Annotated in this window: 18 protein-coding genes and 1 tRNA gene; 4 read left to right on the forward strand and 15 right to left on the reverse strand. The window is 57.8% G+C overall.

Going from position 1 to position 23,673, the window contains the following annotated elements; translation table 11 throughout:
• Window positions 1–71 precede the first annotated feature (71 nt).
• The 3 genes from H6F59_RS09770 to H6F59_RS09780 form a co-directional block, all read right to left on the reverse strand.
• Window positions 72–1,466 (reverse strand): Na+/H+ antiporter NhaC family protein, encoded by a 1,395-nt coding sequence (locus tag H6F59_RS09770; RefSeq protein WP_190698325.1) that lies wholly within the window; start codon window positions 1,464–1,466, stop codon window positions 72–74.
• A 177-nt stretch (window positions 1,467–1,643) separates the two neighbouring features.
• Entirely contained in the window at window positions 1,644–5,657 is a 4,014-nt protein-coding gene (locus H6F59_RS09775) for a PAS domain S-box protein (RefSeq protein WP_190698327.1), read from the reverse strand.
• Window positions 5,657–5,821: a hypothetical protein gene (locus tag H6F59_RS09780; RefSeq protein WP_190698330.1), complete on the reverse strand. Its 165-nt coding sequence runs from the start codon at window positions 5,819–5,821 to the stop codon at window positions 5,657–5,659. Before H6F59_RS09780 ends, H6F59_RS09775 begins: the two co-directional genes overlap by 1 nt.
• Window positions 5,822–6,050: 229 nt before the next feature.
• Between H6F59_RS09780 and H6F59_RS09785 the strand changes: the two genes are divergently transcribed.
• From H6F59_RS09785 to H6F59_RS09800, 4 genes are all read left to right on the forward strand, one after another.
• Window positions 6,051–6,680: a DUF1176 domain-containing protein gene (locus H6F59_RS09785; RefSeq protein ID WP_190698333.1), complete on the forward strand. Its 630-nt coding sequence runs from the start codon at window positions 6,051–6,053 to the stop codon at window positions 6,678–6,680.
• Between the two features lie 91 nt (window positions 6,681–6,771).
• A complete protein-coding gene (locus tag H6F59_RS09790) occupies window positions 6,772–8,079 on the forward strand; it encodes an AAA family ATPase (RefSeq protein WP_190698336.1) in 1,308 nt (435 codons plus the stop codon).
• Window positions 8,076–10,808, forward strand: a complete 2,733-nt coding sequence (locus tag H6F59_RS09795) for an ATP-binding protein (RefSeq protein ID WP_190698339.1) — start codon at window positions 8,076–8,078, stop codon at window positions 10,806–10,808. Before H6F59_RS09790 ends, H6F59_RS09795 begins: the two co-directional genes overlap by 4 nt.
• A 178-nt stretch (window positions 10,809–10,986) precedes the next feature.
• Window positions 10,987–11,268: a hypothetical protein gene (locus H6F59_RS09800; protein WP_190698342.1), complete on the forward strand. Its 282-nt coding sequence runs from the start codon at window positions 10,987–10,989 to the stop codon at window positions 11,266–11,268.
• A 201-nt stretch (window positions 11,269–11,469) separates the two neighbouring features.
• Here H6F59_RS09800 and cysC read toward each other — a convergent pair whose 3' ends face one another.
• The 12 genes from cysC to H6F59_RS09860 all read right to left on the reverse strand — a co-directional run bounded on the left by cysC (window position 11,470) and on the right by H6F59_RS09860 (window position 23,671).
• A complete protein-coding gene (gene cysC, locus H6F59_RS09805) occupies window positions 11,470–12,021 on the reverse strand; it encodes an adenylyl-sulfate kinase (protein ID WP_190523019.1) in 552 nt (183 codons plus the stop codon).
• A gap of 37 nt (window positions 12,022–12,058) precedes the next feature.
• Complete coding sequence (locus H6F59_RS09810; RefSeq protein ID WP_242021370.1) at window positions 12,059–13,003, reverse strand: YihY/virulence factor BrkB family protein; 945 nt, start codon at window positions 13,001–13,003, stop codon at window positions 12,059–12,061.
• A gap of 420 nt (window positions 13,004–13,423) precedes the next feature.
• A complete protein-coding gene (locus tag H6F59_RS09815; protein ID WP_190698345.1) occupies window positions 13,424–13,651 on the reverse strand; it encodes a hypothetical protein in 228 nt (75 codons plus the stop codon).
• A gap of 214 nt (window positions 13,652–13,865) precedes the next feature.
• Window positions 13,866–14,678, reverse strand: coding sequence for a Nif3-like dinuclear metal center hexameric protein (locus H6F59_RS09820; protein ID WP_190698348.1), 813 nt, complete (start codon window positions 14,676–14,678; stop codon window positions 13,866–13,868).
• A 103-nt stretch (window positions 14,679–14,781) separates the two neighbouring features.
• A complete protein-coding gene (locus H6F59_RS09825) occupies window positions 14,782–15,129 on the reverse strand; it encodes a hypothetical protein (RefSeq protein WP_190698351.1) in 348 nt (115 codons plus the stop codon).
• A 195-nt stretch (window positions 15,130–15,324) separates the two neighbouring features.
• The gene (ftsH, locus tag H6F59_RS09830) at window positions 15,325–17,235 is read right to left on the reverse strand and encodes an ATP-dependent zinc metalloprotease FtsH (RefSeq protein ID WP_190523028.1); all 1,911 of its coding nucleotides are present in this window, start codon (window positions 17,233–17,235) and stop codon (window positions 15,325–15,327) included.
• Window positions 17,236–17,398: 163 nt separating this feature from the next.
• Window positions 17,399–17,472: transfer RNA gene (locus H6F59_RS09835), tRNA-Asp, on the reverse strand.
• An 86-nt stretch (window positions 17,473–17,558) separates the two neighbouring features.
• On the reverse strand, window positions 17,559–17,846 hold the full coding sequence (locus tag H6F59_RS09840) for an MSMEG_0570 family nitrogen starvation response protein (RefSeq protein WP_190698354.1): 288 nt from the start codon (window positions 17,844–17,846) through the stop codon (window positions 17,559–17,561).
• 182 nt (window positions 17,847–18,028) lie between these two features.
• Window positions 18,029–19,750: a peptide ABC transporter substrate-binding protein gene (locus tag H6F59_RS09845; protein WP_190698356.1), complete on the reverse strand. Its 1,722-nt coding sequence runs from the start codon at window positions 19,748–19,750 to the stop codon at window positions 18,029–18,031.
• Between the two features lie 116 nt (window positions 19,751–19,866).
• Window positions 19,867–20,406: an AAA family ATPase gene (locus H6F59_RS09850; RefSeq protein ID WP_313887170.1), complete on the reverse strand. Its 540-nt coding sequence runs from the start codon at window positions 20,404–20,406 to the stop codon at window positions 19,867–19,869.
• 13 nt (window positions 20,407–20,419) lie between these two features.
• Window positions 20,420–21,709 carry a glucose-1-phosphate adenylyltransferase gene (locus H6F59_RS09855; protein ID WP_190523035.1) on the reverse strand — a complete coding sequence of 430 codons (1,290 nt, stop codon included), beginning with the start codon at window positions 21,707–21,709 and terminating at the stop codon, window positions 20,420–20,422.
• 276 nt (window positions 21,710–21,985) lie between these two features.
• Entirely contained in the window at window positions 21,986–23,671 is a 1,686-nt protein-coding gene (locus H6F59_RS09860; RefSeq protein ID WP_190698358.1) for a substrate-binding domain-containing protein, read from the reverse strand.
• Between the last annotated feature and the right edge of the window lie 2 nt (window positions 23,672–23,673).

Below are 23,673 nucleotides of genomic sequence, written 5' to 3' on the forward strand. Positions count from 1 at the left end.
AAACTTCTACGGGGCCTGACCCGATGGGTGCAAAGACAGCTTTGACTGGGCAACGGCAAGGGGTGGCAAGGCTAAATGTCCTTCTTAAAGCGATCAAACTTAGCAGTGGGTCCTTTGCTTGGAGGCAAGCTGCTTAGGACCTCACCCGGCGACGATCGCCCCTTAGCACAGACCAAACCCACTAGCGGTACCAGGTAGAGATAGCAGGCAAAGGGAATAAACCCCGCATTTACCCCCAGAATAGTGGCTGGAACCAGCCCAGCGATGTTCCAAGGAATTAACGGGGAGATCACCACGACGGTGTTTTCTAGGTCGAGGGCTAGGGCAGGAGGCGGGGCAGAGGTGCGGTGGTAGGTAGGGCCGAGCAGCTGCTGGGTCAGCAAAATGGCGATGGTTTGGGTGCAGCCAAAGGCGGCGGAGAGGGTACCAAGGAGGGTGGTGGCCCAGATGCGATCGCCCGGTGTTTTGACCCGCTCTAGCGATCGCTCCAGCCGGTGTAGCAGCCGCGTTTCGGCAAAAATGCCCACAAAGGCGGTCGAGATCACTACCACCAGCGACACCCGTAGCATCGCTGCCACGCCGCCACCCAGCACAATAGCGTTGAGCGGCGAGTCAGCCTCTAGGTGAAACCCGGTGAGCAGATATTGCAGCACCTGCCACCCGCTGTAGTGCTGATAGGCCACCGCCACGGCGATCGCCGTGGTGGTGCTGGCCACCATGGCCCTTTGCACCGGTACCCGCAGCAATGACAGCACCACCATGACCCCCGCCGGCAGCAGCGTCACCGGCCCCAGTCGAAACTCAGTCGCTAAGTCGGCTATCAGGCTCGACTCGGCCAAGGGCACTGGGGCGAACCCGGCAAAGCCAGCATAAATTGCGATCGCCAGCCCCAGGGGCAACAGCGAGGTGCGCCACATGCGGCGAATGTTGTCGTAGAGGTCGGTGCGAGTGATGGCGGCGATCAGCAGCGCGCTAGAGGACATGGGTGAGGCGCGATCGCCCACGTAGGCTCCAGCAATAATTGCTCCGGCAATCAGGTGGCGATCAAACCCGCTATTTTCGCCCCCCGCCACCATGATCATCAGCGCCACCCCGACAGTGCCCACAGTGCCAAAGGAGGTGCCCAGCAGCAGTGACACAGCGCTAGCTAAGCCAAAGGCCACCAACACAAAGCTGTGGGGCGTCACCACTTGGAGGCCGTAGTACACCAGCGTTGGCACCGTGCCCGCCGCCATCCAACTGGCGGTGACGGCACCAATAATGAGCAGCACCCCAATTACGGGCAAGGCTTTTTGGCTGCCGGTCCACCCCATAGCCGCCAGCGCCTGTAGCGAAAAGCCTCGTCGGCGCAGCACTCCCACAAATAAGGCCATGGCCAGCAGCAGCGGATAGGCGATAAATATGCCCTGCACCGCACCCACCAGCAGCAACCCAAACGACAGCCCAAAGGCCAGTCCAATATCCATAGCAAGGGATTTACCGAAAACAGCCTGCGTTTACCCTAGCGAAGGGCGATCGCCTCAGCAAAACCCTCCATCTATCCTGGCTATCGATGCTGTCGATGGGCGATAGCGATCGCCGCTGCTAAAACCTCTGCTCTGACCCGTCAGCTGTCAGCTTTTGAGTCAAGTAGAGATAACGCCTCACTCTAAAAGCCCACTGTGAGCGGCACGGCTGGCCATAGCTAGTTCTGTCACCACCAGCAGCAGTCTTTCGGGCTCGATAGGTTTAGTCATATGTTGTTGAAAGCCGTTGGCCAAGGCACGGTGGCGATCTTCTTCGCGGGCAAAGGCGGTGACGGCGATCGCCGGTACTCGGCTGCCATATTCGGCCGGCAAGTGGCGAATCTGTTGCAGCAGGGTGTAGCCATCCATGTCGGGCATGGCGATGTCACATACCAAGACATCGGGCTCAAAATTGGTCAAATGGGGCAACACCTCATGGGCCGAAGCGACGCCTCGCACCTCGGCCCCATACTGACTCAGCACCGTAGTAATTAAATCAAGGCTGTCTTGGCTGTCGTCAACGGCCAGCACTCTAACCCCCGTTAGGTCAATAACGGTGGGCAGAGGGGCGTCCTCAAGGGGCGGAACGGCGGCATCAGTCATCAGCGGCAGCCGCAGGGTAAAGGTTGACCCCTGCCCCTCGCCTGGGCTATCGGCGATAATGCTGCCACCGTGGGCTTCGACCAAGTACTTAACGATCGACAGCCCCAGCCCCAGCCCGCCGTACTGGCGAGTAATCGACACATCTTCCTGTCGAAACGAGTCAAAGAGCTGCGGCAAAAACTCGCGGCTAATGCCCTTGCCGGTATCGGTGATGGTCACCTGGGCGCAACCGTTCACCGCTTCGAGGCACAGCTCGATCTGCCCGCCCTGAGGCGTAAATTTGACAGCGTTAGACAAAAGATTCCAGATCACCTGCTGGAGGCGGGCGCTATCTCCTCTGACTAAGCAATCGTCGGCTAGGGTAGTGTGCAGCACGATCGCTTTGGCCTGCACGGCGGTTCTCACCACATCTGTAGAGGCCTCAATTACCGAGGCTAAATTGATCGCAATATCGCTAATCTCAAGCTTGCCCTGCAGAATTTTAGCTACATCGAGCAGGTCGTCGATCAGCTGGGTTTGCAGCTTGGCGTTGCGCTCGATAGTCGATAAGGCGCGACGAGTCTTTTCGGCATCGAGCTGATTAGTCTGAAGCAGTTTAGCCCAGCCCAAGATGGGGTTGAGGGGCGACCTGAGTTCATGGGAGAGAATCGCCAAAAACTCGTCTTTGGTGCGGTTGGCCCGCTCCGCATTTTCTCGCGCTGTCTGCTCTCGCTCTAGCAGCTGCTTGCGCTCGGTGACATCGCTGGCCGCTCCAAACCATTCAACGATTTCATTGTGCTCGTTGAGTAGCGGCACCGCCCGCGACACGGTCCAGCCCACGGTACCGTCTGGTCGCAACACCTGGTGTTCTAGCTCAAAGGGGCGCTTGTCGCCAATGGCCTGCTGAATGGCCTCCTGCACTCGCGGGCGATCGCCCTGGGGAATGTAGGTGTCTAGCCACGAGCCATTGGGGCGATCGGTGCCAGTCAGCAAAGCCTGACCATCAATGCTGTACATCTCGCTCCAGTCAGCGCTCATTTTATAGAGCGTATCTGAGCTAGCGGTGACGAGTAGGCGAAACTGGGCTTCGCTTTGGCTCAACCGCGCTTCGGCCTGGGCGCGCTCGACGGCTGCCCAAGTGCGCTCGGCGGTCTCGTGAATCAGCGAAATTTCAAGGGCCGTCCAGTCTCGGGGAACCGACTGACCGACGCTAAACACCGCGACCAACTGGTAGTCTTTGACCAGGGGAATGGAGACCACTGCCGCCATGCCTAACTCTTTAAACTGAGCCTGTTCTGCTGGGGTAAGCATCGTGGTGTTGGCCACGTCGGCCAGCAGCAGCGGATGCCCCGTGCGCAGCAGCGTATGCACAGTTGAGAAATCTTCAAAATGGTAAACCCCTACTAGGCTGGGCTCACCGGCTTGCCTATAGTCATTGTGAACGGTACCCATGAGGGTAGCTTCGTTGTATTCGTAGTAATAGACTCGGCTGGCGTTTAGCTCTTCGCCAATCAGGTGGCAGGCGGTGGCTTGCACCTCAAGGGGGTCGCTCAGCACTCGCAGCGCATCGGCTAGGGTGACTCGAAACGCGTCTAGTTTGGCGGCTCGATGCAGTCGGGCCTCAGCCTCTTTGGCTCCGGTGATGTCTTGGAAGAGCACGGCCACTTTGCGCTCGTGGGGGGCACCGACGCGAAAGGCGTTGACGTCAAACCATCGACCCATTGACTGGGCCTGGTCTTCAAAGCGCATAGGTTCGCCGGTGAGGGCAACTCGGCCGAAGATGTCAAACCAAAAGGGCTCAATATTGGGCACTAGCTCGCGAATGGTCTTGCCGAGGGCATTGGCTAGCCCCGACTGCCGCTCAAAGACGGGATTGGTCTCGATGTAGCGGTAGTCGATGGGCCGCTCTTGCTCGTCGAAGATCATCTGCAAAATGCAAAAGCCTTCGTCCATGGAGTTGAACAGTGATCGATATTTGGTCTCCGAGGCGCTTAGGGCGGCTTCGGCTAACTTGCGATCGTGGATGTCAACTAGGGTGCCAAACCAGCGCACAATTCGGCCAGTCTGCGGATCGCGGTAGGGTTCGGCCTGAATCAAAAACCAGTGGTAGAAACCGGCTGCTGAGCGAATGCGGTGCTCAGTTTTGAACAAACTGCCGCTCCCTAGCGCTCGGTTGAACGTGTTCAGCGTCATGGTCACGTCATCGGGATGGACGCAGCTGATCAGAGCCTCGACCGCTGTGGTTGGCTCGCGATCGGCCCCCGTATAGTTCCTCCACTGCTGGTTAACAAACTCGACTCGACCGGCGGCGTCGGTAATCCAGATTACTTCCGGCACCGTATTGGCCATCAGACGAAACCGTTCTTCGCTTTCTTGCAGGGCAGTGGCGGTGCGCTGGCGTTCGGTAATGTTGCGGGTCGAGCCCACCACCGCTTGCACTGAGCCGTCTGGGTCAGACAGCGGGGTGAAGATGTGCTCGTAGATGCCACTGATGCCGGTTGGACTGGTGTATGAAGCCTCATCTCTGACGGGTTGGGCGGTGGTGAACACTTGCTCAACCTGTCGCTGAAGTTTGGCCGCTAACGTTTTGGGGTAGTTGAGGTCAAAGAAGTTTTTCCCGACAACATCTTCTAATGACAATCCCCACAGGTCGAGCAGGGGTTGGTTGGCAAACACAAAGCGGCCCTGGCGATCGAAGAGATAGACAAAATCGCTGATGGCCGACAGCATGGCGTCGAAAACGTGCGATTGCTCAACTAGATCGTCGTTGCTGTTGTCGAGAGCAGCCTCAGACTGTTTGAGCGCGCTGATGTCAACGGCGGTGCCGTAGCTCACCTGCTGCTCAGCGTCCAGCTGACAGCGCCAGCGCAGCCAACGATAGGTGCCATCGCGATGGCGATAGCGGTTTTCAAATGCCAAAATTTCGCCGCCAGAGAGCAGGGTGTCTGCCGCTGCGATCGAGGGGGCGACATCGTCTGGATGGATAAAGTCAAGCCAGGGGCGGGCGGTCATTTCGGCGGTCGTCCAGCCCAGCACCTGTTCAAAGGTGGGGCTCACCCAGCGAAAATAGCCGTCATAGCCGGCGATCGCCTGCAAATCTGACCCCACGGCAAGAAACCGCTCTCGATCCTGCAGTCTGGGGTAGGTGACTGGGTGGGTGCAGGGCATCACCGCATCGAGAGCCCGCTGAAGCTGATCGACGGTAAACTCGCTGCGGCACAGATAGTCGATCGCCCCCAGTTTCATCGCATGTATGGCCACATTGGCATCGTTCTCGCCAATCACAATAATCGGTGGGCATTGGTGGTGCAGCTGAGCCCTGAGGTGTTGCACTAGCTCAAAACTGCGACTGTCGGGATGGTGAGACTCTAGAAGAATGCCATCGACTTGCTGAGTCTGACACAGGTCTAAGATCGGGCCGTCATACAGCTGAGCTACAACCTGATACGACAGTTCGCCATGCTGCTGCAAGAGCTGCTGATAGATATCGGCTCTGCCGTAAACCCGATCTAGAACGAGAACGGTGCGCTGGTTGCAGGTTGGCCTCGTAGAGCCATTGAGGTTTGCCATTATAGGGAGTGATGCCCCCGCCGCTCTAAGGTGTGAAGGTCTACTCCTAAATCGACGGCAAACGGCTTCTGAATACGCTCTGTAAGCTGCCCTAGGGTGTAAACGAGGTAGCCCGCTTCCGGCTGCAATTGAGAAGGGGAAGAGGGTGTCCGCGTTGACAGCATAGACTTCAGAATTTGGGGGGCTAGGTAGTTTTGTTCAAATCTTATCGGCTTTTCCCGATCGCGTTAATCCACCCGCAGACGGTACTTTAGAGCCTTTGCTTACCGCTAAAGAAGGATTGGGCTGGGATCGGGAGGTGCGTTGCTATTGAAGTTAGCTACTACCAGGACGGGAATGCTAGCAAAATAGGATCATGGCAACCTAACCGGCGATCGCGCTGAGGAGCACCGAGTGAGACAACTTAACGCCCAAAGCATAATGGCAGCTTTGGTGATAATTGCGATCGCCAGTTGCAATACGCCGCCAACCCCTACCCCCGAAGCATCATCTCCGACCCCAGCCGAGTCGGGCGCTGCCGCTGACCCTAATAGTGAGAGCAACCTGCCTGCAGACGAGGTGATTCTGCAAACCGTTTACGACCAAGTCGAAAGCCTCGACCTCTGCAACGGGTTTTATCAGCCCGAGGTTGCCCAGGCAGAGTCGCGGGTCTATCGGGTAGATGACCGTGCCCTAGTGGAGCTGGTCTGTGCCAACGCCGCCTACCAGTCGGTCTACGCCTACGTGGCCTACCAGCCCGATGGCTCGTGGCAGCCGCTGTCGCTCGACGTGTTTTATCCCGATGAAACCGGGCAGTTTGTGCGCGCTAGCGAGGGCACTGTAGGCGGCCTGACCACCTTTGACCCTGATCAAGAGCTACTGACGGTATTTAGCAAGGCGCGGGGCATTGGTGACTGCGGCTCGCTAGCCGACTACCGCTGGTCGGGGGGTGAGCTAGAGCTAGAAACCTTCCGCTACCAGGAATGCAGCAACTCGCCCGGGGAGGTTGTCGAGCCCGCTGACTATCCCCAGATTTATCCCTAAACCCATTCGGCACTAGCATAGGGTCGCTAAAGCTTTACCTTCGCCTGCCTGCCCTTGCGCTACCCTGAGGGCAACCTTACAGCCGTTGCCTATGCTGGATCTACAGCAGTTTTATGATGCCTGCGACCCCACCCAACCGCTGCGGGGCAAGCGCTACTACATCGACTTCTCCACCGTGCGCGGCGGCGACATTGTTCAAGAGCTAGAGCGCAAAATTGCCCGCTTGGCTCGCAACCGTCCCACTACCCAGCTATTTACCGGCCACATCGGCTGCGGCAAGTCGACAGAACTCTTTCGCCTTCAAGACGCTCTGGTGCGGCGCAGCTACGAGGTGGTCTACTTTGAGTCAGACCGCGACTTAGAGATGGCCGATGTCGAAATCTCCGACATTCTGCTTAGCATTGCCCACAACATCAGCGAGCACCTCGACAAACTTGGCATTGCTACCCGGCCCACCTACCTGCAAGGCCTGTTTCAAAACCTGGCCGACACCCTGCGCACCCCGATGGAAATCTCCGATGTGAGCTTTTCGGCAGGCATTGCCAGCATTACGGCCTCGGCCAAGCAGAGCCCCGACATGCGTAGCCAGCTCAGACAGTATCTGGAGCCGCGCACCCGCAGCATTATTACCGCCATCAACGACGAGCTGCTCACCCCCGCCAACGATCGCCTCCAAGAGCAGGGCAAAAATCGCCTGGTGGTGATTATGGATAATCTCGATCGCATCGACAGCGCCCCCCGCTCCCAGGGACGGCTTCAGTCAGAATACATTTTTGTGGATCGGGGTGAGCAGCTCAGGCAGCTCGACTGCCACATGGTCTACACCATTCCCCTAGAGCTGATGTTTTCGAATGACCTGGTGCGGCTATCGAATCGCTTTGGCACCAACCCCATGGTGCTGCCCATGGTGCCAATGCAAGACCGCAAGGGCAACACCGACGAGGCGGGCATGGCGCTGCTGCGGCAGATGGTGCTGATTCGCGCCTTCCCTGATTTCAACGTGAACCAGCGCATCGACGCGGTGGGCGAAGTCTTTGACGAGATGGCCACTCTCGATCGCCTCTGCCAAGTGAGCGGCGGCCACATGCGCAACCTAATTCGCCTGCTAGATGGCTGCCTGCGCAAGCAGGACCCACCCTTTTTGCGCGACACCCTAGAGGCGGTGATTCGCAACGAGCGCGACAGCCTGATGGGTCTAGTCAGCGACCACGAGTGGGATCTGCTGCTCCAAGCCGTCTCCCGGCAGGATGTGCAGGGCGATGAAGACTACAACATTTTGGTGCGCAGCCTGTTTTTATACGAGTACCGTGACGCCCAGGGCCGCTGGTTTGGCCCTAACCCCCTGCTGGCCGAGACCGATCGCTACCGCAGCTGGCTGGCCCAGCAGAGTCGACCATGAGCGGGCTTCAGCGCCTGGGCACCAGTGACATTGTGGCCCACAACCGGGCAGCTCTGGCTGAGCTTAAGCGGGCAATCACCCTCAGGCCCAATCGCTTTTCGCTGGTGCTGGCTCGGTGTAACTACTCGCGCTTGCAGCGGCTGATGGTCGATCATTTGCAGACCTATACGCCTTTGGTGGAGCGATCGCTGCCTACCCACGTCACTACTCTGCTCCAGGCCTTGACCCTGCCCCTCGATTCCCCATTACCTTCGGCGCTGATGGTGACCGGCCTAGAGCAGCTGGAAAATGCTGCGGCGGTGTTTAAAGCCGCTAACCTGGGACGCAACGCCTTTCCGCAGGCGCTGCCGTTTCCGGTGGTGCTGTGGGTGAGCGATCGCACTCTGGCCGTTCTCAACCGCCATGCTCCCGACTTTAAGAGCTTTGCCGCTGCCCCTATCCCCTTTGAATATCCCCCCGGTGAGCTGATCGACTCACTCCACGCCAGCGCTAACGACCTATTCGCCACCATGCTCTCATTGGGGGATAGCAGCCCCCACCCCGCCGAAGCTACTGACTTTCAACCGGGGTCGACCTTGCGCACAGAGCTAGAGTTTGCCCTGGCTGACATTGCCCAAACCCACGCCACCCTTGGCAGTGAGCTCAAGGCCAGCCTCGACTTTCTCAAGGGCCGCGACGCCTTTAGCCGCAGCGACCTCGACGTGGCCCGCTACCACTTCGAGCAAAGCTTGAACTACTGGCAAAAATCCACTCGTGCCCACCCCCCTACCTCCCCACCCCTAACTCCGCCACCCCCTACTCCCCGCCAAAAACAAGCCGTCCTCCTCTTCTATCTGGGAGCGACCTGTCGCAGTCAGGCGATCTTGCAGCGAGTGGTCTACGATCGCATGCTGCACAAGGCCGAGAGCTACTTCACCGCCTGCCTGCGCATTTTTCGCGACCTGGGGGAGCCCGACCTGGTGGGCAAATTTATTCACGCTCTGGCAGAGGTGCAGCAAAAACTGGGGGCCTGGACCGCCCTGGCCCGCACTGCCCAAGAGGGGCTGACCCTGCACCGCCAAGACCCCATTCGCTTGGCGCGCAACCACGGCTACCTGGCGGAGGTGGCCCTGGCCCAGGGCGATGCCGCCACTGCCAAAACCAACGCCGAGCGGGCGCTGAATATCCTGGCGATCGCAGGGGCCGTCACCATCGGTTCCGCCAGCGAACCCGATACCGATTCGTCTCGCTCTGCCCTAGCGATGGCTAATCAGTATCAGCGGGGTTGGTACCTCTTTCTGCTAGGGCGGGTCTACATTGCCCAGGTGCAGCCCGAGGCGGCCACTACCCTGCTCGAAGCGGCCTACACCTACACCGACCCCAACACCGATCTGCCCCTCTACCGCAGCATTCTGCAAACGCTGCAGCAGCAGTACTACCAGCAAAAAAAATACCGCGCCGCCTTTGGGGTCAAGCTCAAGCAGCGCCAGGTCGACACCCGCTTTAAGCTGCGCGCCTTCATTGGGGCGAGCGAAATTCAGCCCCAGGAGCCCCTGCGGGGGAGCGGCGAGGGCTCTTCCCAGGCGCTATTGGCCACCGAAATTCAGTCCTCGGGTCGCCAGGCCGATGTCGATGCCCTCACCGATCGCCTGGAACAGGCCCGCTACCCGCTGGTGATTATCCACGGGCCATCGGGAGTAGGCAAAAGCTCGATTCTCTACGCTGGGCTAATGCCCGCGTTGGCCAAGTCGTTTCCTGAGGGGCGATCGACTTTGGCAGTGCTGGTCAAGGGCTACCGCGACTGGCCCGACGAGGTCAACCAAGCTCTGGCCCGCGCCTTACAGCAGGTCAGCGAGACCGACGGCATTCCCCCGGCGGCCCCCATTGACCCCATTGACCTGAGCGATCGCCTCAAACGCTTCACCGAGCAGAGCTATCGGCAAATCGTGCTGATTTTTGATCAGTTCGAAGAATTTTTCGTCGATGCCGTAGAGCTGACCCAGCGCCGCGACTTCTACGCCTTCTTGCTCGACTGCCTCAACACGCCCTACATCAAGGTGGTGCTGTCCCTGCGCGAAGACTACCTTCACCACCTACTCGAAATTGAGCGCGGCTTTGACCTCGATATTCTCAACAACGACATTCTCAGCCGCGAATACCGCTACTACTTGGGCAATTTTAAGGCCACCGACGCCAAATTTTTAATTCGCCGCCTCACTGATGACGCCCACTTCTACCTCGAAACCGCCCTGATCGACCAGCTGGTGGCTGACCTGTCGACCCCCATCGGCGAGGTGCGCCCGATCGAACTTCAGGTGGTGGGGGCTCAGCTCCAGCGCCAGGAGATTAATACCTTGGCGGAATATCTCGACCTGGGCAACTCTCCCAAAGAAACCCTGGTGCAAAATTTTTTGGGCACCGTCGTTGACGATTGCGGCGCTGAAAATGCCGATCTGGCTCGCCTGGTGCTCTACCTGCTCACCGATATCGATCGCGACAGTCGCCCCTATCGCCCCCAACGCAGTCGAGAAGACATCGAAGAAGAGATCAAACTGCGCGGTGCCGTCTACCAGGCCGACCAGCTCGACCTGGTGCTAGATATTCTAGTGGGCTCGGGTCTGGTGTTTTTGCTGCCCGACATCCCCATCGATCGCTACCAGCTGGTGCATGACTATCTGGTCAGCTACGCTCGCCGAGAACCGCCTGCGCGTTTGCTCAGCAAGCTGCGGCGCAGCCGAGCTCTGGGGTAACGCTGGGTGCTTAGCTTATCCCTAGTAAGCAGTAAGGGGAAGCCTGAATGTGTTTAAAGTCACCTGCCCAATGAAAATATCGCTCTTTTTTGGGGAATCATTGATTTGCATCTACCTTAAGGCGTACTCTAAATCTATTCCTTAAGAGGGATGCAAAGTCGCCCGATAGAGTTACCGTATGAATGACACCTGGCTTTCAGATTACGTTATCTACTCAGAACGAGCAGGACAAGGCTACGCCCGACGAGCCTGTCGCCCCCTAGAATCCCACATTAAAAAGATGCTGGGGCTGCCCATTAGCGAAGTCTCTATCCAAGCCGAAATCAAATATCTCAGCCTGGTTGCCGGTGGCGCGACCTGCGAGTGCCCGGCCTGTAAGCTCAGAGCCCCTGGCAGTGCCGGTATCTTCTGGTCCGTCACCCGCAAAGACGCCGTGGAAAAGGTCTCTGAGGTAGAGTAAATCAAACCTCTGCTAGGAAGCAAAATTTCCTCAAAAATCTTGTTTCGCACTAGTTAATCCCCGATGCCCATTGTTCTGTAAAGAATAGTGGGCATCACTGCTACAGCGGTAGAGTAACCGGCGCATACAGTCTGAGAGAGCGCCTACCATCGAATTGCCTAATCTGATGGCAGGCTAGGATGCCGTCACTGATAGCGTTGGCTAGGCCACCGCCGCTGCCGCCAGGTAGCCCATGGCTTCGAGCTTGTCGATCACCTGGGCCACGCTCTCTTCGACGGATTGTTGATCGGTGTGGCAGTGCACCTCGGGGTTGAGGGGCGCTTCGTAGGGGTCGTCAATGCCAGTAAATTGCTTGATTTCGCCAGCGCGGGCTTTTTTGTAGAGGCCTTTGACGTCGCGGTCTTCGCAGACGCTGAGGGGGGCATCGACAAACACTTCGACAAAGTCACCGATGCGATCGCGCACCGTATCCCGTGCCTCGCGGTAGGGCGAAATTGCCGACACCAGCACCACCACGCCGTTGCGGGTCAGTAGGTGCGACACAAAGCCAATGCGGCGAATGTTTTCATCGCGGTCTTCTTTGCTAAAGCCCAGGCCCTTGGTGAGGTTAGTGCGCACAACATCGCCGTCGAGCACCTCCAGCTGGCAACCCCGCTGGCGCAGTTCGGCCTCCAGAGCCCGAGCGATGGTCGATTTGCCCGACCCGCTCAACCCCGTAAACCAGATCGTTACTCCACGCTGCGCTGTCGCCATTGGCCCATTCCGTAAACTGCTCTATAAATTAAACCACTTACTGGCCCCCTACCTTGGCCGTGAGCTTTTTCTGCCCCTTGCGGCTGCCGAATTGGTGAGCGTAGACGTAGGTAAACTCGCCACCCAAAAAGAAAATTTGGCTGGTGAGGTAAATCCACAGCATGAGCACCATGACCCCACCTACGACCCCGTAGGAGCGAAACTGACTGCCCAGGCTAATTACACTGTTACTGATCAGCTGCTGCAAAATTAGCCACAGAATGGAAGTGAGCAGTGCCCCCAGCCACACATCTCGCCAAGCTACACGGGTGCTAGGCAGAGTTTTATAGAGCACCATGACCACCAGCGTCAGCGTCACGAAAGAGATGCCTAGCCGCAGCCACGATAGCAGCTGTACCTGATCGATTGCCAGCACCGTCACCCACTCGTTCACCCCTTCCAAAATCTTGGTGATAGTGCCGATAGCAATGTTGGAAAGCAGCGACACAAAGATGAGGCTGGTGGCCCCAATCACCAGCAAAAACGCCAGAAATCGCCGCCATAAAAAGATAAACGCCACTTCTCCCATACCGTCAAAGCGGTGGTGGCTGGGCTTGGTGTGCCAAATTTTGTCAAAGGAGCGGCTGAGGGCCCCAAAAAAACCGCTGGAGGTAAACAACAAAATGCCAAAACCGACAATGCTGGCGCTAGTGCTGCCGTTGTGAAACTCTATGAGGGTGGCCTGCACTAGGGGAAAGGCGTCGGGGGGCAAGGCCTCTTGGGCGAAATGGAGCACGGCGTTGTAGGCATCGGTGCTGGGGCCAATGAGAAAACCCACAATGCTCAACGACACCAAAATCATCGGGAACATCGAAAACAGGGCGTAGTAGGCGAGAGCGGCACCCATCTCAAGGCAGTCGTCTTGCTGCCACTTCATCAGGGTGCGGCCGATCAGCTTGGTCCACGCTGACTGCCCCACTCGATACTTAAAAAAATCGAGCATAGCCGCGTTGTTGATCCATTGGTGTGCCAGTGACCATGCGCGTCGCCAATGCTCTAACCGCGCCAGTTGTCTCCTCATTCTACTGACCCTATTTGTTCGCTAGAGGGTTGTGCCAGCTACCTACAGTGGCACAAAACACAAAAAGTAGAGCACCAAAGGACAAAATTGCTCGGTTTTAGGGCAATTCTCTTTTAGAGAGGCGTCGCCAAGCCCCAAAACCACTAGGGTGTAGCTCTCAGCTCTCACAGCTCCATACTGTCAAATCCCTGCCGGGAAGGACGATCTACTGTGGCAGTTTTTACCAGTAGCTCAGGGCATCTACCGTTGACAAAAATGAGCTGCAAAATCTAGCCCCGCCGCACTCAGCTGCCAGGCGAGCTACAAAGACGTATTTGCTTTCATGAATAGCTTTGACTGGCGTCAGTTCGCTGGTACTTTGACGCTGACTTTCTCACGCTTAGGGGCGGGAGCTACTAGGTGGGGGGCAATAGGCTGCATAGGGGCAACCTGAGGAGCCGTAGTGGTCACGTTCTGGGCGACTTCAGCTTCATCCATTTGGTCGCAGAGGGCTTTAGATAGGGCCATAGCGGAGTAGATGCCCGCCAAATAAAGCACAATATCAAACGCTCCAAAGTACAGATGAAACATGAGCCTAGCCCTCCTAGCGCATAAGGTTATTGCTGATACTACCCCATCCTTTATCAGGGTTCCAAGGGGGCAAAGTAATGGCTCTACCTAAAAGCCCTGGCCAGTGGACAGGTAGTGGGCAGATTTTGATAAAGAAAATTCGCTAGAAGTGCAGAGCTGCTGTTAAGAGGTCACCGAAGTGACTTCATATAGCCCTTGAGAGGAAACAGATGCTTCAGTTGCCCCAAAATTGGCGAAAATCTTCGTCTTGGTCGCTGAGCTGTGCCCAGGGGACACCCCACTGCCGTATAATCTCCGCTAAACGGGCGCAGGCCGGCCGTTCGGTAGCATAGTGGCCCGCATCGATCAGCACGAGGTTGCGATCGCGCCCTTCCTGAAACTGGTGAAACTTGCAGTCTGAGGTCAGATAGGCCTGCGCCCCAGTCTTTGCAACTGCTCCCATAAAACTGGCCCCGCTGCCCCCTAGCACCGCCACCCGGCTAATAGTTTGGGTTAGATCGGCGGCGGGAGAGTAGATCAGGCGAGGCGGCGAGAGCTTGGCTTGAATTAGATTGAGCAGCTCTTGCAGACTGAGGGTGGGGCTAAAATCGCCTACGCGCCCATAGCCAATGCCGGGTTGGGTGGGCACCACGGGCTGAGAGTTTTGCAGGTGCAGTACCTGGGCTAGCAAGTCGGCGGTGCCGTCTTGCACCTGGTCAAAGTTAGTGTGGGCGGTGTAGATGCCAATGTTGTGGGCGATCGCCTGTCGCACCATATCCCCCACTGGGTCGCCCTGGATGACGCGCTTCAGCGGGCTAAAAATCAGCGGATGGTGGGCCAGAATTAGGTTCACACCCACGCCTTGCTGACGGAGTTTGAGGGCTTCGGCCATCACCGCCAGAGTGGGAGTGAGGCACACCAGCACGTGGGCCGGTTCGTCGAGCAGCCCGGGCTGCACTTGCCAACCACAGTTGTCCCAGTCTTCTTGCCAGGCGGGGTTGGCCCAGGCTTCGAGTTTAGAGATCAGATCTGCGATCGCAAGGGCCATAAAAAAATACCGCTGACCGGGGTAGCCAGCTCCAGGAGAAAACCCTCCTAGTTTACCGCGCTACTCCCTGGCCAACGGCATCAGAAAGGGCTGTTGATTGTGCTTACTTGGTCAAATTGCTCAGAGCGGCTTTGATCTTATCGATAGGCGAAGTGGCCTGGCCAGAGTTAGCGGGGGTGTTCATCTGGTTGGTATCGGCGTTTTTCTGCACTTCGTTCAGCCCTTGGTTGGCTCGGTCGATTACCTTGTCGCCGTTGAGGGCATTCTCAGGCTGCACCGATTTTTCAGCTTCGTTGTATACACCATTGAGGGGGGCTGTGCCTTGGGTGGGGCTGCTAGGGGTACTGCTGTTGGCCAGAGCAGGGGTAGCGGTCAGCAGCACCAGCATGCAGGAAAGAGCGATCGCAACATTGCGTGCCCAGGCCATCGCTGAAGCAAAAAAGGTATTCATAGTCGGTCTCCAGAATCGGATAGGAAAACTTATTTCGGCGATTTGGTGGTTCTGTCTCATCACCACCTGCCAAAGCTCCCCAGTTCTAGCGATTCATCCACCCCCATTGAATCCTCCCACAGACATAGGTAGGAGGTCAGGATAGAAAGCGTTAGCACTCTATCTTTAGGCAGAGACAAGGCGCCGCAAGCCGCTCTAACCAGCTTTGACCAAGAATTTCTCAGGAATTTGAGTGTATTCGCTGACAATCTGGCGAAATTCTTCGCCGTCCACGGTTTCGCGCTCTAGCAGTACGTCTACTAAGTGGTCCATCAATACGCGGTGCTCGCGCAGCAGGCTGCGGGCGCGATCGAGGCAGGTTAAGGCAATGCCGCGCACCTGAGCGTCGATCTTGCTGGCCATTTCCTCTGACACCTCGCTGCGGGGCATCAGGTTACGACCCAGGAACACCTGGTTGTCCATGCTTTCTAAAGCTACGGGACCAAGCTCAGACATGCCGTAGAGAGTCACCATCTGGCGGGCCAGATTGCTCACCTGCTGAATGTCGCCGCTGGCTCCGGTGGTGGTTTCGTCGTCGCCAAACACCTCGGCCTCGGCAGCAAAGCCCCCCAGGGCAACAGTGATGCGATCGATCAGCCAGTTGCGGGTGTAGAGGCCACTATCGATGATGTCTTCGTTGGGCAGCGACTGGGTAAAGCCCTCAATGCCACCCGATCGCGGAATAATCGTCACCTTGTTCAACTCGTCGGAGTGGGTCAGCAGGGTGGTGAGCAGGGCGTGGCCAACCTCGTGGTAGGCAGTCATGCGCTTGCGGCTGCTGTCGAGCAGGGGGGTGAGGCTGAGGCCAATGGTGATGCGATCGATCGCATCTTCGATCTCGGTCATGCCCATCGACTCTTTGCGACGGCGGGCGGTGAGAATAGCCGCTTCATTGAGCAGGTTGGCCAGCTCAGCTCCAGAAAAACCGGGGGTGCGCCGCGCTACGGCCTCCAGAGAAACCTCGGGCTCAATCTTTTTGTTGCGAGCGTGCACTTCCAAAATGGACAGCCGCCCCTTGTAGGTGGGCAGATCGACCACCACCTGACGGTCAAAGCGGCCCGGACGCAGCAGCGCCAGGTCGAGTACATCTACCCGGTTGGTGGCGGCAATCACGATGATGCCGCTGTTGCCCTCAAAGCCATCCATCTCGGTGAGCAGCTGGTTGAGGGTTTGCTCACGCTCGTCGTTGCCGCCGCCGATGCCCGCGCCCCGCTGGCGACCCACGGCATCAATCTCGTCGATGAATACGATGCATGGGGCATTCTCTTTGGCCTTGCGGAACAGGTCGCGCACCCGTGATGCGCCTACGCCCACGAACATTTCGACAAACTCAGAACCGGAGATGCTGAAGAAGGGTACGGCAGCCTCGCCCGCGATCGCCTTGGCCAGCAGCGTCTTACCCGTACCGGGCTGACCAATCAGCAGCACCCCCTTGGGAATGCGCGCCCCGATGGCGGTAAATTTCTCCGGGCTCTTGAGGAAGGTAACCACCTCTTGCAACTCTTCCTTGGCCTCTTCGATACCAGCTACATCGTCAAACACGACGCCGGTTTTGGCCTCCATCTGAAAGCGGGCCTTTGACTTGCCAAAACTCATGGCGTTGCCTGCCCCTGCCGCCGATCGCCGCAGTAGCAGCAGCAGACCAAAAATTAGAATCAGCGCCAGCAGCGAATTGGTAGCCAGCCAGGCCAGGGCACCGCTGCTCGACGAGTCGCGAATTTCCACATCGACATCGTTGGCGCGCAGGCGGCGAATCAACTCCGCGTTGCGCTCTCCGGCAAACAGCGCCACCTGTTCTGGTTGGGCGTCTTCGGCGGCATCCTCTAGGGTGACGTAGGCAATGCCTCGGGTTTCGTCTAAATCAACCTGTTCGACCTGGCCCTGCTCAATTTTTTCTAAAAATTGCCCATAGGTCAGCCCTTCAGGCTCACCCTCAGCCTGGGCAAGGGCCGGAGGCAGCGGCATCAGGGTTTGCAGCAAAAACCAGCCAATAGTCATGACACCCGTGGCGGTTGCGCCAGTGCGGGGGCGGAGGGCAGCCTGCTTGCCAGGGAAACGTAGGGTCATAGACGGTTTAACTCAGCGAAACTTTACCCGACGCTAGTATCGCCAGATACCGGATGGGCTGTTCACTAGTCTAACCCTCTCGTCCTGAAATGACCGCCTAGCCCATATACCTTTTGCCCCGCAAATTAAACATTCGCGGGGCAAAAGAAGGATTTGTGTAGAACGGGCCTGACGGGATTCGAACCCGCAACTTCCGCCGTGACAGGGCGGTGCTCTAACCAGTTGAACTACAGGCCCATGACTTAGGCAATTTCTATAGTGCGGCCTAGTGGGGCTTTTGTCAAACGACTGGCGAGAATTTCTAAAATTTTCTTTGAACCCAGCTATTCCAAGAACTGGATCACCGTCACCGTGGGGGTAGGCAGGTAGTCGTAGCGGCTGGCGGTGGCCTCGATTTGGCGCAGCTGACCCAGGGCCAAACTACAGGGCATGCCGTATTTAGCCTGCACGCGATCGCTGGCGATGGTCAAGGCAGTGCGCGATCGCTCCACAAAATCCGTCAGCGGGTAACTGGTTGCAGGGGTGAAGTAGTCCTTCACCACCAGCGATGGGGAGTAGCAGGTGTCTTGGTTGCCGTCGGGCCACTGGATTTGGAAGCGAATTTCGGGCATGGCAGGTGGATGGGTAGGGGGTGGATGGGTAAGGGGGTGGATGGGTAAGGGGGTGGATGGGTAAGGGGGTAGGCGAATAGAGGGTGGGTGAAGGAAGAAGCAATTTGAGTTTTGAATCTGAGCTTAGGCATCAAACGCAAAACTCACCTATCCACCCCCTACCCATCCACCCATCTACCCCTCTAAGGGCGTCGCCACTCTGCGATATTCCAGGTGCTGAGATCCCAGGGGGTGAGGTTGATGCCGGTGAGGCGGTTGCTGACGCCGGAGACATCGGCGCGGTGGATGATGGGCATGACGGCGGCATCTTCGATCAACAAGTCGTTCATTTGAATGAAGAGATCCTGGCGCTCTTTGGGGTCGAGGGTGGCGGCGGCTTGCTGCCAGAGGGCATCGTACTCGGGGTTGCAGTAGCGGGCGTAGTTGCTGCCCGACCAGTTGTTGGCCTTTTGGGCAACTTCGGCGCAGGTGTAGGTCTGCATGTAGGAGCCGGGGTCGGGGTTGGTGTTGCCGGTGGCAAACATTTGCAGGTCAGCGGAGAAGCGCTCGAGGGTTTCGCGGCTGGCCGGGTCGCCTGAGAAGTAGACGCTGGCGTCGATGCTTTTCAGCTCTACCCCAATGCCGATCTGCTCCAAGGATTGTTTGACAATCTCCTGGGTTTTCTGGCGCACGGGGTTTACCGAGCTTTGAAAGACCACCTGCATTTCTTGCCCGTCTTTGTCGCGGGTGCCGTTGTTGTTGCTGTCGACCCAGCCTGCGGCGTCGAGCAGGGCAGCAGCGGCTTCGGGATCGTAGTCGTAGCTAGTGTTGCCCGAGGCAAAGGGGTCAGGGGCGACTAGAAAATTGGTGGTGGCTTGGCCAGTGGGGCCGTAGATCTGGGTGGCAATGGTGTCGCGATCGAGGGCCAGATTTATGGCCTGGCGCACCAGGCGATCGCTAAAAAAGGGGTGCGGAAACTCGGTGCTGGAGGTTTCGCCGTCCGCAGTGGCCTGGTTAGGGTCGGTGAAGTTGATGACGATGCGCTCGAGTAGCGAGCCAAAGTTAGTCACCACTTTGCCCTGGCCCGCCGCCTCTAGCTGTTCAAGAATGGCGGCCTCGACCTGGAGGTTGTTGGCGTAGTCGACATCGCCTGTCTGTAGCACCGCTCGCGCTGCCGAGGTGGCATCGCCACCGCCCTTCAACTCTACGCGGCTAAAGGCGAGCTGGTCAGCGTCGCGGTAGTTGGGGTTGGCCTCAAAGACAATCACGTCGCCGGGGGTAAAGCTGGTGACGCGGTAGGGGCCAGTGCCCACGGGCATGGTGTTGGCGGGAGCCTCACGACCATTGGGGCCGTTGTAGTCTTCGAACACGTGCTTGGGCAGCACCATGCCCTCGGTGCCGGTAAATACTAAGTACCAGGCGGGGTTGGGCTCTTTAAAGGTGATCTGCACGGTGGTGTCGTCAATCGCTTCTACTCGTTCCACCAGCTCGTAGGTGCCGGCGTTGACCGTAGCCACCTCAGGGTTGACGAGGAATTCATAGGTAAACGCTACATCCTCGGCGGTGAAGGGGGTACCGTCTGACCAGGTAATGCCTTCCTTTAGTTTCCAGGTGACGGAGGTGCCATCTGCAGCCACGCCGCCGTTGTCGAGGGTGGGCTCTTCGGCAGCTAAAAACAGCACCATGTTGCCCTCGGCGTCAAAGCTGGCCAGAGGTTCGAGGGTGATGCGGCTGGCCTCGGAGTCTTTAAACCCGCTGGAAAAGTGGGGGTTGAGAATGGTGGGGGCCTGCCAGTAGAGCAGCCTTAGGGTGTCGTCAGCAGCGGCTGTGTCAGTGCTGGTTTCAGTTTGAGAACTCTCCGGCGCCCGACACCCGCTAAACAGCAGCAAACAGAGACTAGCGGCAGCGATCGCACGAACGTTCATGGGCAACTCAATTGAATCTTGAAGATTGGCAGCAGGGGTTCAGACATGAAGCGAGGCTGACGGACAGGGTTGCACCAAGATGGCTTAAGCCTTAGCGGTTCCACGATCCCCAGGCATTAGCGTAGCGGGTCAGCAGATTGAGATGGTAGTACAAAATACAAATCTGTCTTTAAAACCAGCACCCGATTCACCCCCTCCTGCAGGGATGGCGGCGCTCCCTGAAGCTGGCGGTGCATGGTGGCAATGATGTCGGCGGGCACCTGGCGCGATCGCCCCCGGTTTTGCTCGATCGCCAGGCTCAGGGGCAAATCAAACCAGACTAGGGTGATGGAGGTAAAGCCAGCTTGGCGAGCGGTTGCGATCGCCTCGCGCCGATGCCGCCGCCGGGCGTTGGTGGCGTCGTAGATCACGCCCTCTAGCTCGCCTTGGTGAATGGCCGCGATCGCTTGCCGCCATTGAGTCATCACTTGCTGCCAGATCCGCAGCCAGTCGCCCTGAATAGCTTCGTCGCCGTAGATCTGGGCCCGAAGGGCATCGGTGGCTACAGTGCGGTAGCGAGGATTTGCCAAGACAAAATCCCTGGCCCAGGTCGATTTACCGCTGCCGGGAATACCCACCAGCATCAACAGGGGCACAGGGATCTGATCTCGCGTCACCGGGTACCCGGCCTTAGATGATCATGCCGTCGGGAATCACCGCGTTCTTCAGCACCACAACAATACCGCTGCGGATGTAGAAGCCCAGGTCTTCACGCTCAGCCTCCTGCACATTGTCTTTGTTGACAATCTGCACATTGCGGCCAATGCGGGCATTCTTGTCGATAATGGCACGGCGAATCACCGAGCCTTCGCCAATGCCCATGGGAATTTTGCCTCGGGTGAGGTGCTGGCTGCTCTCTGATAGCGGCTCGTAGTAGTCGGCCCCCATCAGCAGTGAGTCTTCGATCACGCAGTCGGCGTTGATGCGCTGGCGCAGCCCCACCACCGAGTGGTGAATGCGGCAGTTTTTAAGAATGCAGCCCTCAGTGATGCTCGACTGGGTGATTTGGCAGTCTTGCAGCTTGTTGGGTGGCAGGTAGCGGGCGCGGGTGTAGATGGGTGCGTCTTCGTGATAAAAGCTGAAGTCGGGATAGGGCTGCCGAGTCAGCGCCAGATTCGCTTCGTAAAAGGCTTCGATGGTACCGATGTCTTCCCAATAGCCGTCGAAAAGGTAGGCCTGCACGTTGTAATCGCGCGACGAGGCCGGAATAATTTCTTTGCCGAAATCCGTTTGGTCAAGGTTCTTACGCAGCAGGTCGATCAGCACCTGCTTTTTGAACACGTAGATGCCCATTGACGCAATAAAGGGCTTCTCGACCGCCTGCTCAGCGCTGAGACCCAGGGAGGTGGTGTCGACCTTCATCTGCTCTAGGGCTTCACCCTTGGGCTTTTCGCTGAAGTCGACCACGCGGCCGGTGCTATCGACCTTCATCAGGCCAAAGTCGGAGGCTTGCTTGTAGCCAATGGGCACTACCGACAGAGTAATGTCGGCGTTGGTGGCTCGGTGGCGCTGGACAAACAGGCTGTAGTCCATGCGGTAGAGGTGATCCCCAGAGAGGATGATGAAGTCCTCTACATTCCAGGAGTCGAACAGCCACAGATATTTGCGCACGGCGTCGGCGGTGCCCTGAAACCAGCTGGGGCTCTCAGGGGTTTGCTGGGCCGCCAGCACTTCAACAAAGCCTTCAGTAAACTGCGAAAACTGGTAGGCACGGCCAATGTGTCGGTTCAACGAAGCGGAGTTGAACTGGGTTAATACGTAAATTTTGTGGATTTCGGAGTTGATGCAGTTACTTACGGGAATATCAATCAAACGATATTTACCGGCCAAAGAAACCGCTGGCTTAGCCCGAAATTTAGTTAATGGATAAAGGCGAGTGCCGGCACCGCCCCCTAGAATTATGGCCAGAACTGATTTCACAAGATTCCCTCAATAAGCCCACAAACTGGCTCGTTTTCACCGTCTGTTTCACATTTCCAGTGTGAGCCTGAGGGTACCGCTTGACAAGGGGTTTACGAAAATATTGTGGCGGAATGTGACCTGGGACACGCCAGCGGTTTTTAATGATCCCTATAGGGTAGGCCTTAGCCTCGGATAGGAGGTGTCGGCTGAGGAGCAGCGGGGCGGGCAGATTATAGGCCTACCGGTGAACTTGCCAACGTTGAAATTGTCTGACCTTTTACTAGGATCCAACTCTTAAAGTCGGATCACAGACAGCGTTATAGCGCTGGTGTTGTTTTCGGGAAAGGTGTCGATAAAAAAGCTACAAAGCTGGGCAGGTTCATCGACCTCTAGGGAGAGGGTATCGGCATAGCCATTGAGGGTGGACCAGGTGCCGTTGACCCAGACGCCAGTTTTCAAATTTGAGACCCGGCCGCCGTAGATCCACAGCAGTACCCAGGGCTCGCCGGATTGGGTGTCGTCGCCGTAGTTAAAGGTGCCTGCTTTAATGCGAAGGATGTAGGAGCCGGGCTCAAGGCTGCAGGTGGTGGCTACCCGGTCCTGTAGGTACTGCATCTGGTCGCCTCTGAGCAAGACGGCGTTGTGGCGACTGTGCACGTTTATGGTTTGAATTGCGCAGGACTTAGAGACAACAGCCACATTTCGGACGGTAGCTGGTCCGGCTTTTAGGACCGCATCACCAGCCATATCTCGGACAGGAGCTGGCTTGACTTCTAGGACCGCATTACTAGCTACATCTCGAACGGGGGGTAGCTCGGCTTCTGGATTTAGCACAGGGGGTGGGGCTGCACTGCCTACCGAGGCTGCATGGGGCGCTATTGGTCTGCTCTTACCCTTGAGCAGCCACCACAGTAGCCCGCCCAAAACAGGAATGCCCAACAGCCACCAGGGAAAACGCTCTGATGAAGCTGTCTCTGTTGTGGTGTCAGCGGGGGGGGCTAAAGCGGTGTCCTGTTCAGAGGTAGCGGTGGATTCAGGGGTTGCAGTTGGGGCTGGAGTAGCGATCGCAGGAGTAGCTTTAGGCGAGGGTGTTGCTGCCGGTGCTGTTGCCTTAGTTGCGGCAGCGGCAGTGCTAGTCGGCCCGGGCACCTTCATAAAAAAGCCGAGTAAGGCCAGGGCGGCGGGGGTTGGGTCTTCGGCGTTGTAGACGTAGGCCCGATGCTGGGAGTAGGGGTAGCGTGGGTCGTTGGGCAGCGTTTGGTGCATGGCTAAAACCCGGACATCGCTGCGGCCCAGCACCTGGGATGCCACCGCGTAGCCAATGCCGTCAGCACCGAGGGCATCGATTACGGCCTCGGTGTCATCGTCATCGATGGGGTCGGCAGTGGAGCCGGTGCCAAAGAATGCCCCGTCAAAGGCAGCGTAGCGGCTCAAGGCAATGCGGGTATCGCTGTAGTTGGGGCGATCGACCACGCGAATGCGGGCAGGGGCACCACCGACCTCTGCCCAGTTCCTAATTTCGCCGCGAAACATTTGAGCAAACTGATCGAAGCTGAGGCTACCGTCAAAGGAGTTCTCGGTACCGACAATCACGGCAATTTTTTCGCGCTCAATAGGCACTTCTACTAGACCTTGACTGCGTTCGACGGCAGTCAAAGGTCGCCCGGCGGCCACAATATCTAGCTCGCCATCGATTAATGCCCTCAGCGCTGCGTCGGTGCGGCTGGCTCCCATTTCCACGGAGGCATTGGGGAAGCGTTGGAGGAAGCGATCGCGCAGGCCTTCGTTAACTAGCACCATACTGCTGGAGCCGTCGAGACGCAGCACCGCATCTGCCGGTAGCTCAGTGGGAATCGAGCTTTTGTCGGGGAGGGTGCTTGGAGCTTGGGCTAAAAGGCGATCGGCGGCGATCGGAGAAACCGCGGCTGTGGCCAGCAACAGCGCCACGGCCCGAGCCAGAGAAGGTGATTGAGTTGCCATGG

It is taken from the genome of Nodosilinea sp. FACHB-141, from assembly GCF_014696135.1.
In the GTDB taxonomy this organism is placed as follows: Bacteria; Cyanobacteriota; Cyanobacteriia; order Phormidesmidales; family Phormidesmidaceae; genus Nodosilinea.

What these genes read in the sequence shown, in the direction of transcription:
- H6F59_RS09770 (WP_190698325.1), bottom strand. Translation starts at nt 1,466, where the DNA reads ATGGATATTGGACTGGCCTTTGGGCTGTCGTTTGGGTTGCTGCTGGTG.
- H6F59_RS09775 (WP_190698327.1), bottom strand. Translation starts at nt 5,657, where the DNA reads ATGGCAAACCTCAATGGCTCTACGAGGCCAACCTGCAACCAGCGCACC.
- H6F59_RS09780 (WP_190698330.1), bottom strand. Translation starts at nt 5,821, where the DNA reads ATGCTGTCAACGCGGACACCCTCTTCCCCTTCTCAATTGCAGCCGGAA.
- H6F59_RS09790 (WP_190698336.1), top strand. Translation starts at nt 6,772, where the DNA reads ATGCTGGATCTACAGCAGTTTTATGATGCCTGCGACCCCACCCAACCG.
- H6F59_RS09795 (WP_190698339.1), top strand. Translation starts at nt 8,076, where the DNA reads ATGAGCGGGCTTCAGCGCCTGGGCACCAGTGACATTGTGGCCCACAAC.
- H6F59_RS09800 (WP_190698342.1), top strand. Translation starts at nt 10,987, where the DNA reads ATGAATGACACCTGGCTTTCAGATTACGTTATCTACTCAGAACGAGCA.
- cysC (WP_190523019.1), bottom strand. Translation starts at nt 12,021, where the DNA reads ATGGCGACAGCGCAGCGTGGAGTAACGATCTGGTTTACGGGGTTGAGC.
- H6F59_RS09810 (WP_242021370.1), bottom strand. Translation starts at nt 13,003, where the DNA reads ATGCTCGATTTTTTTAAGTATCGAGTGGGGCAGTCAGCGTGGACCAAG.
- H6F59_RS09815 (WP_190698345.1), bottom strand. Translation starts at nt 13,651, where the DNA reads ATGTTTCATCTGTACTTTGGAGCGTTTGATATTGTGCTTTATTTGGCG.
- H6F59_RS09820 (WP_190698348.1), bottom strand. Translation starts at nt 14,678, where the DNA reads ATGGCCCTTGCGATCGCAGATCTGATCTCTAAACTCGAAGCCTGGGCC.
- H6F59_RS09825 (WP_190698351.1), bottom strand. Translation starts at nt 15,129, where the DNA reads ATGAATACCTTTTTTGCTTCAGCGATGGCCTGGGCACGCAATGTTGCG.
- ftsH (WP_190523028.1), bottom strand. Translation starts at nt 17,235, where the DNA reads ATGACCCTACGTTTCCCTGGCAAGCAGGCTGCCCTCCGCCCCCGCACT.
- H6F59_RS09840 (WP_190698354.1), bottom strand. Translation starts at nt 17,846, where the DNA reads ATGCCCGAAATTCGCTTCCAAATCCAGTGGCCCGACGGCAACCAAGAC.
- H6F59_RS09845 (WP_190698356.1), bottom strand. Translation starts at nt 19,750, where the DNA reads ATGAACGTTCGTGCGATCGCTGCCGCTAGTCTCTGTTTGCTGCTGTTT.
- H6F59_RS09860 (WP_190698358.1), bottom strand. Translation starts at nt 23,671, where the DNA reads ATGGCAACTCAATCACCTTCTCTGGCTCGGGCCGTGGCGCTGTTGCTG.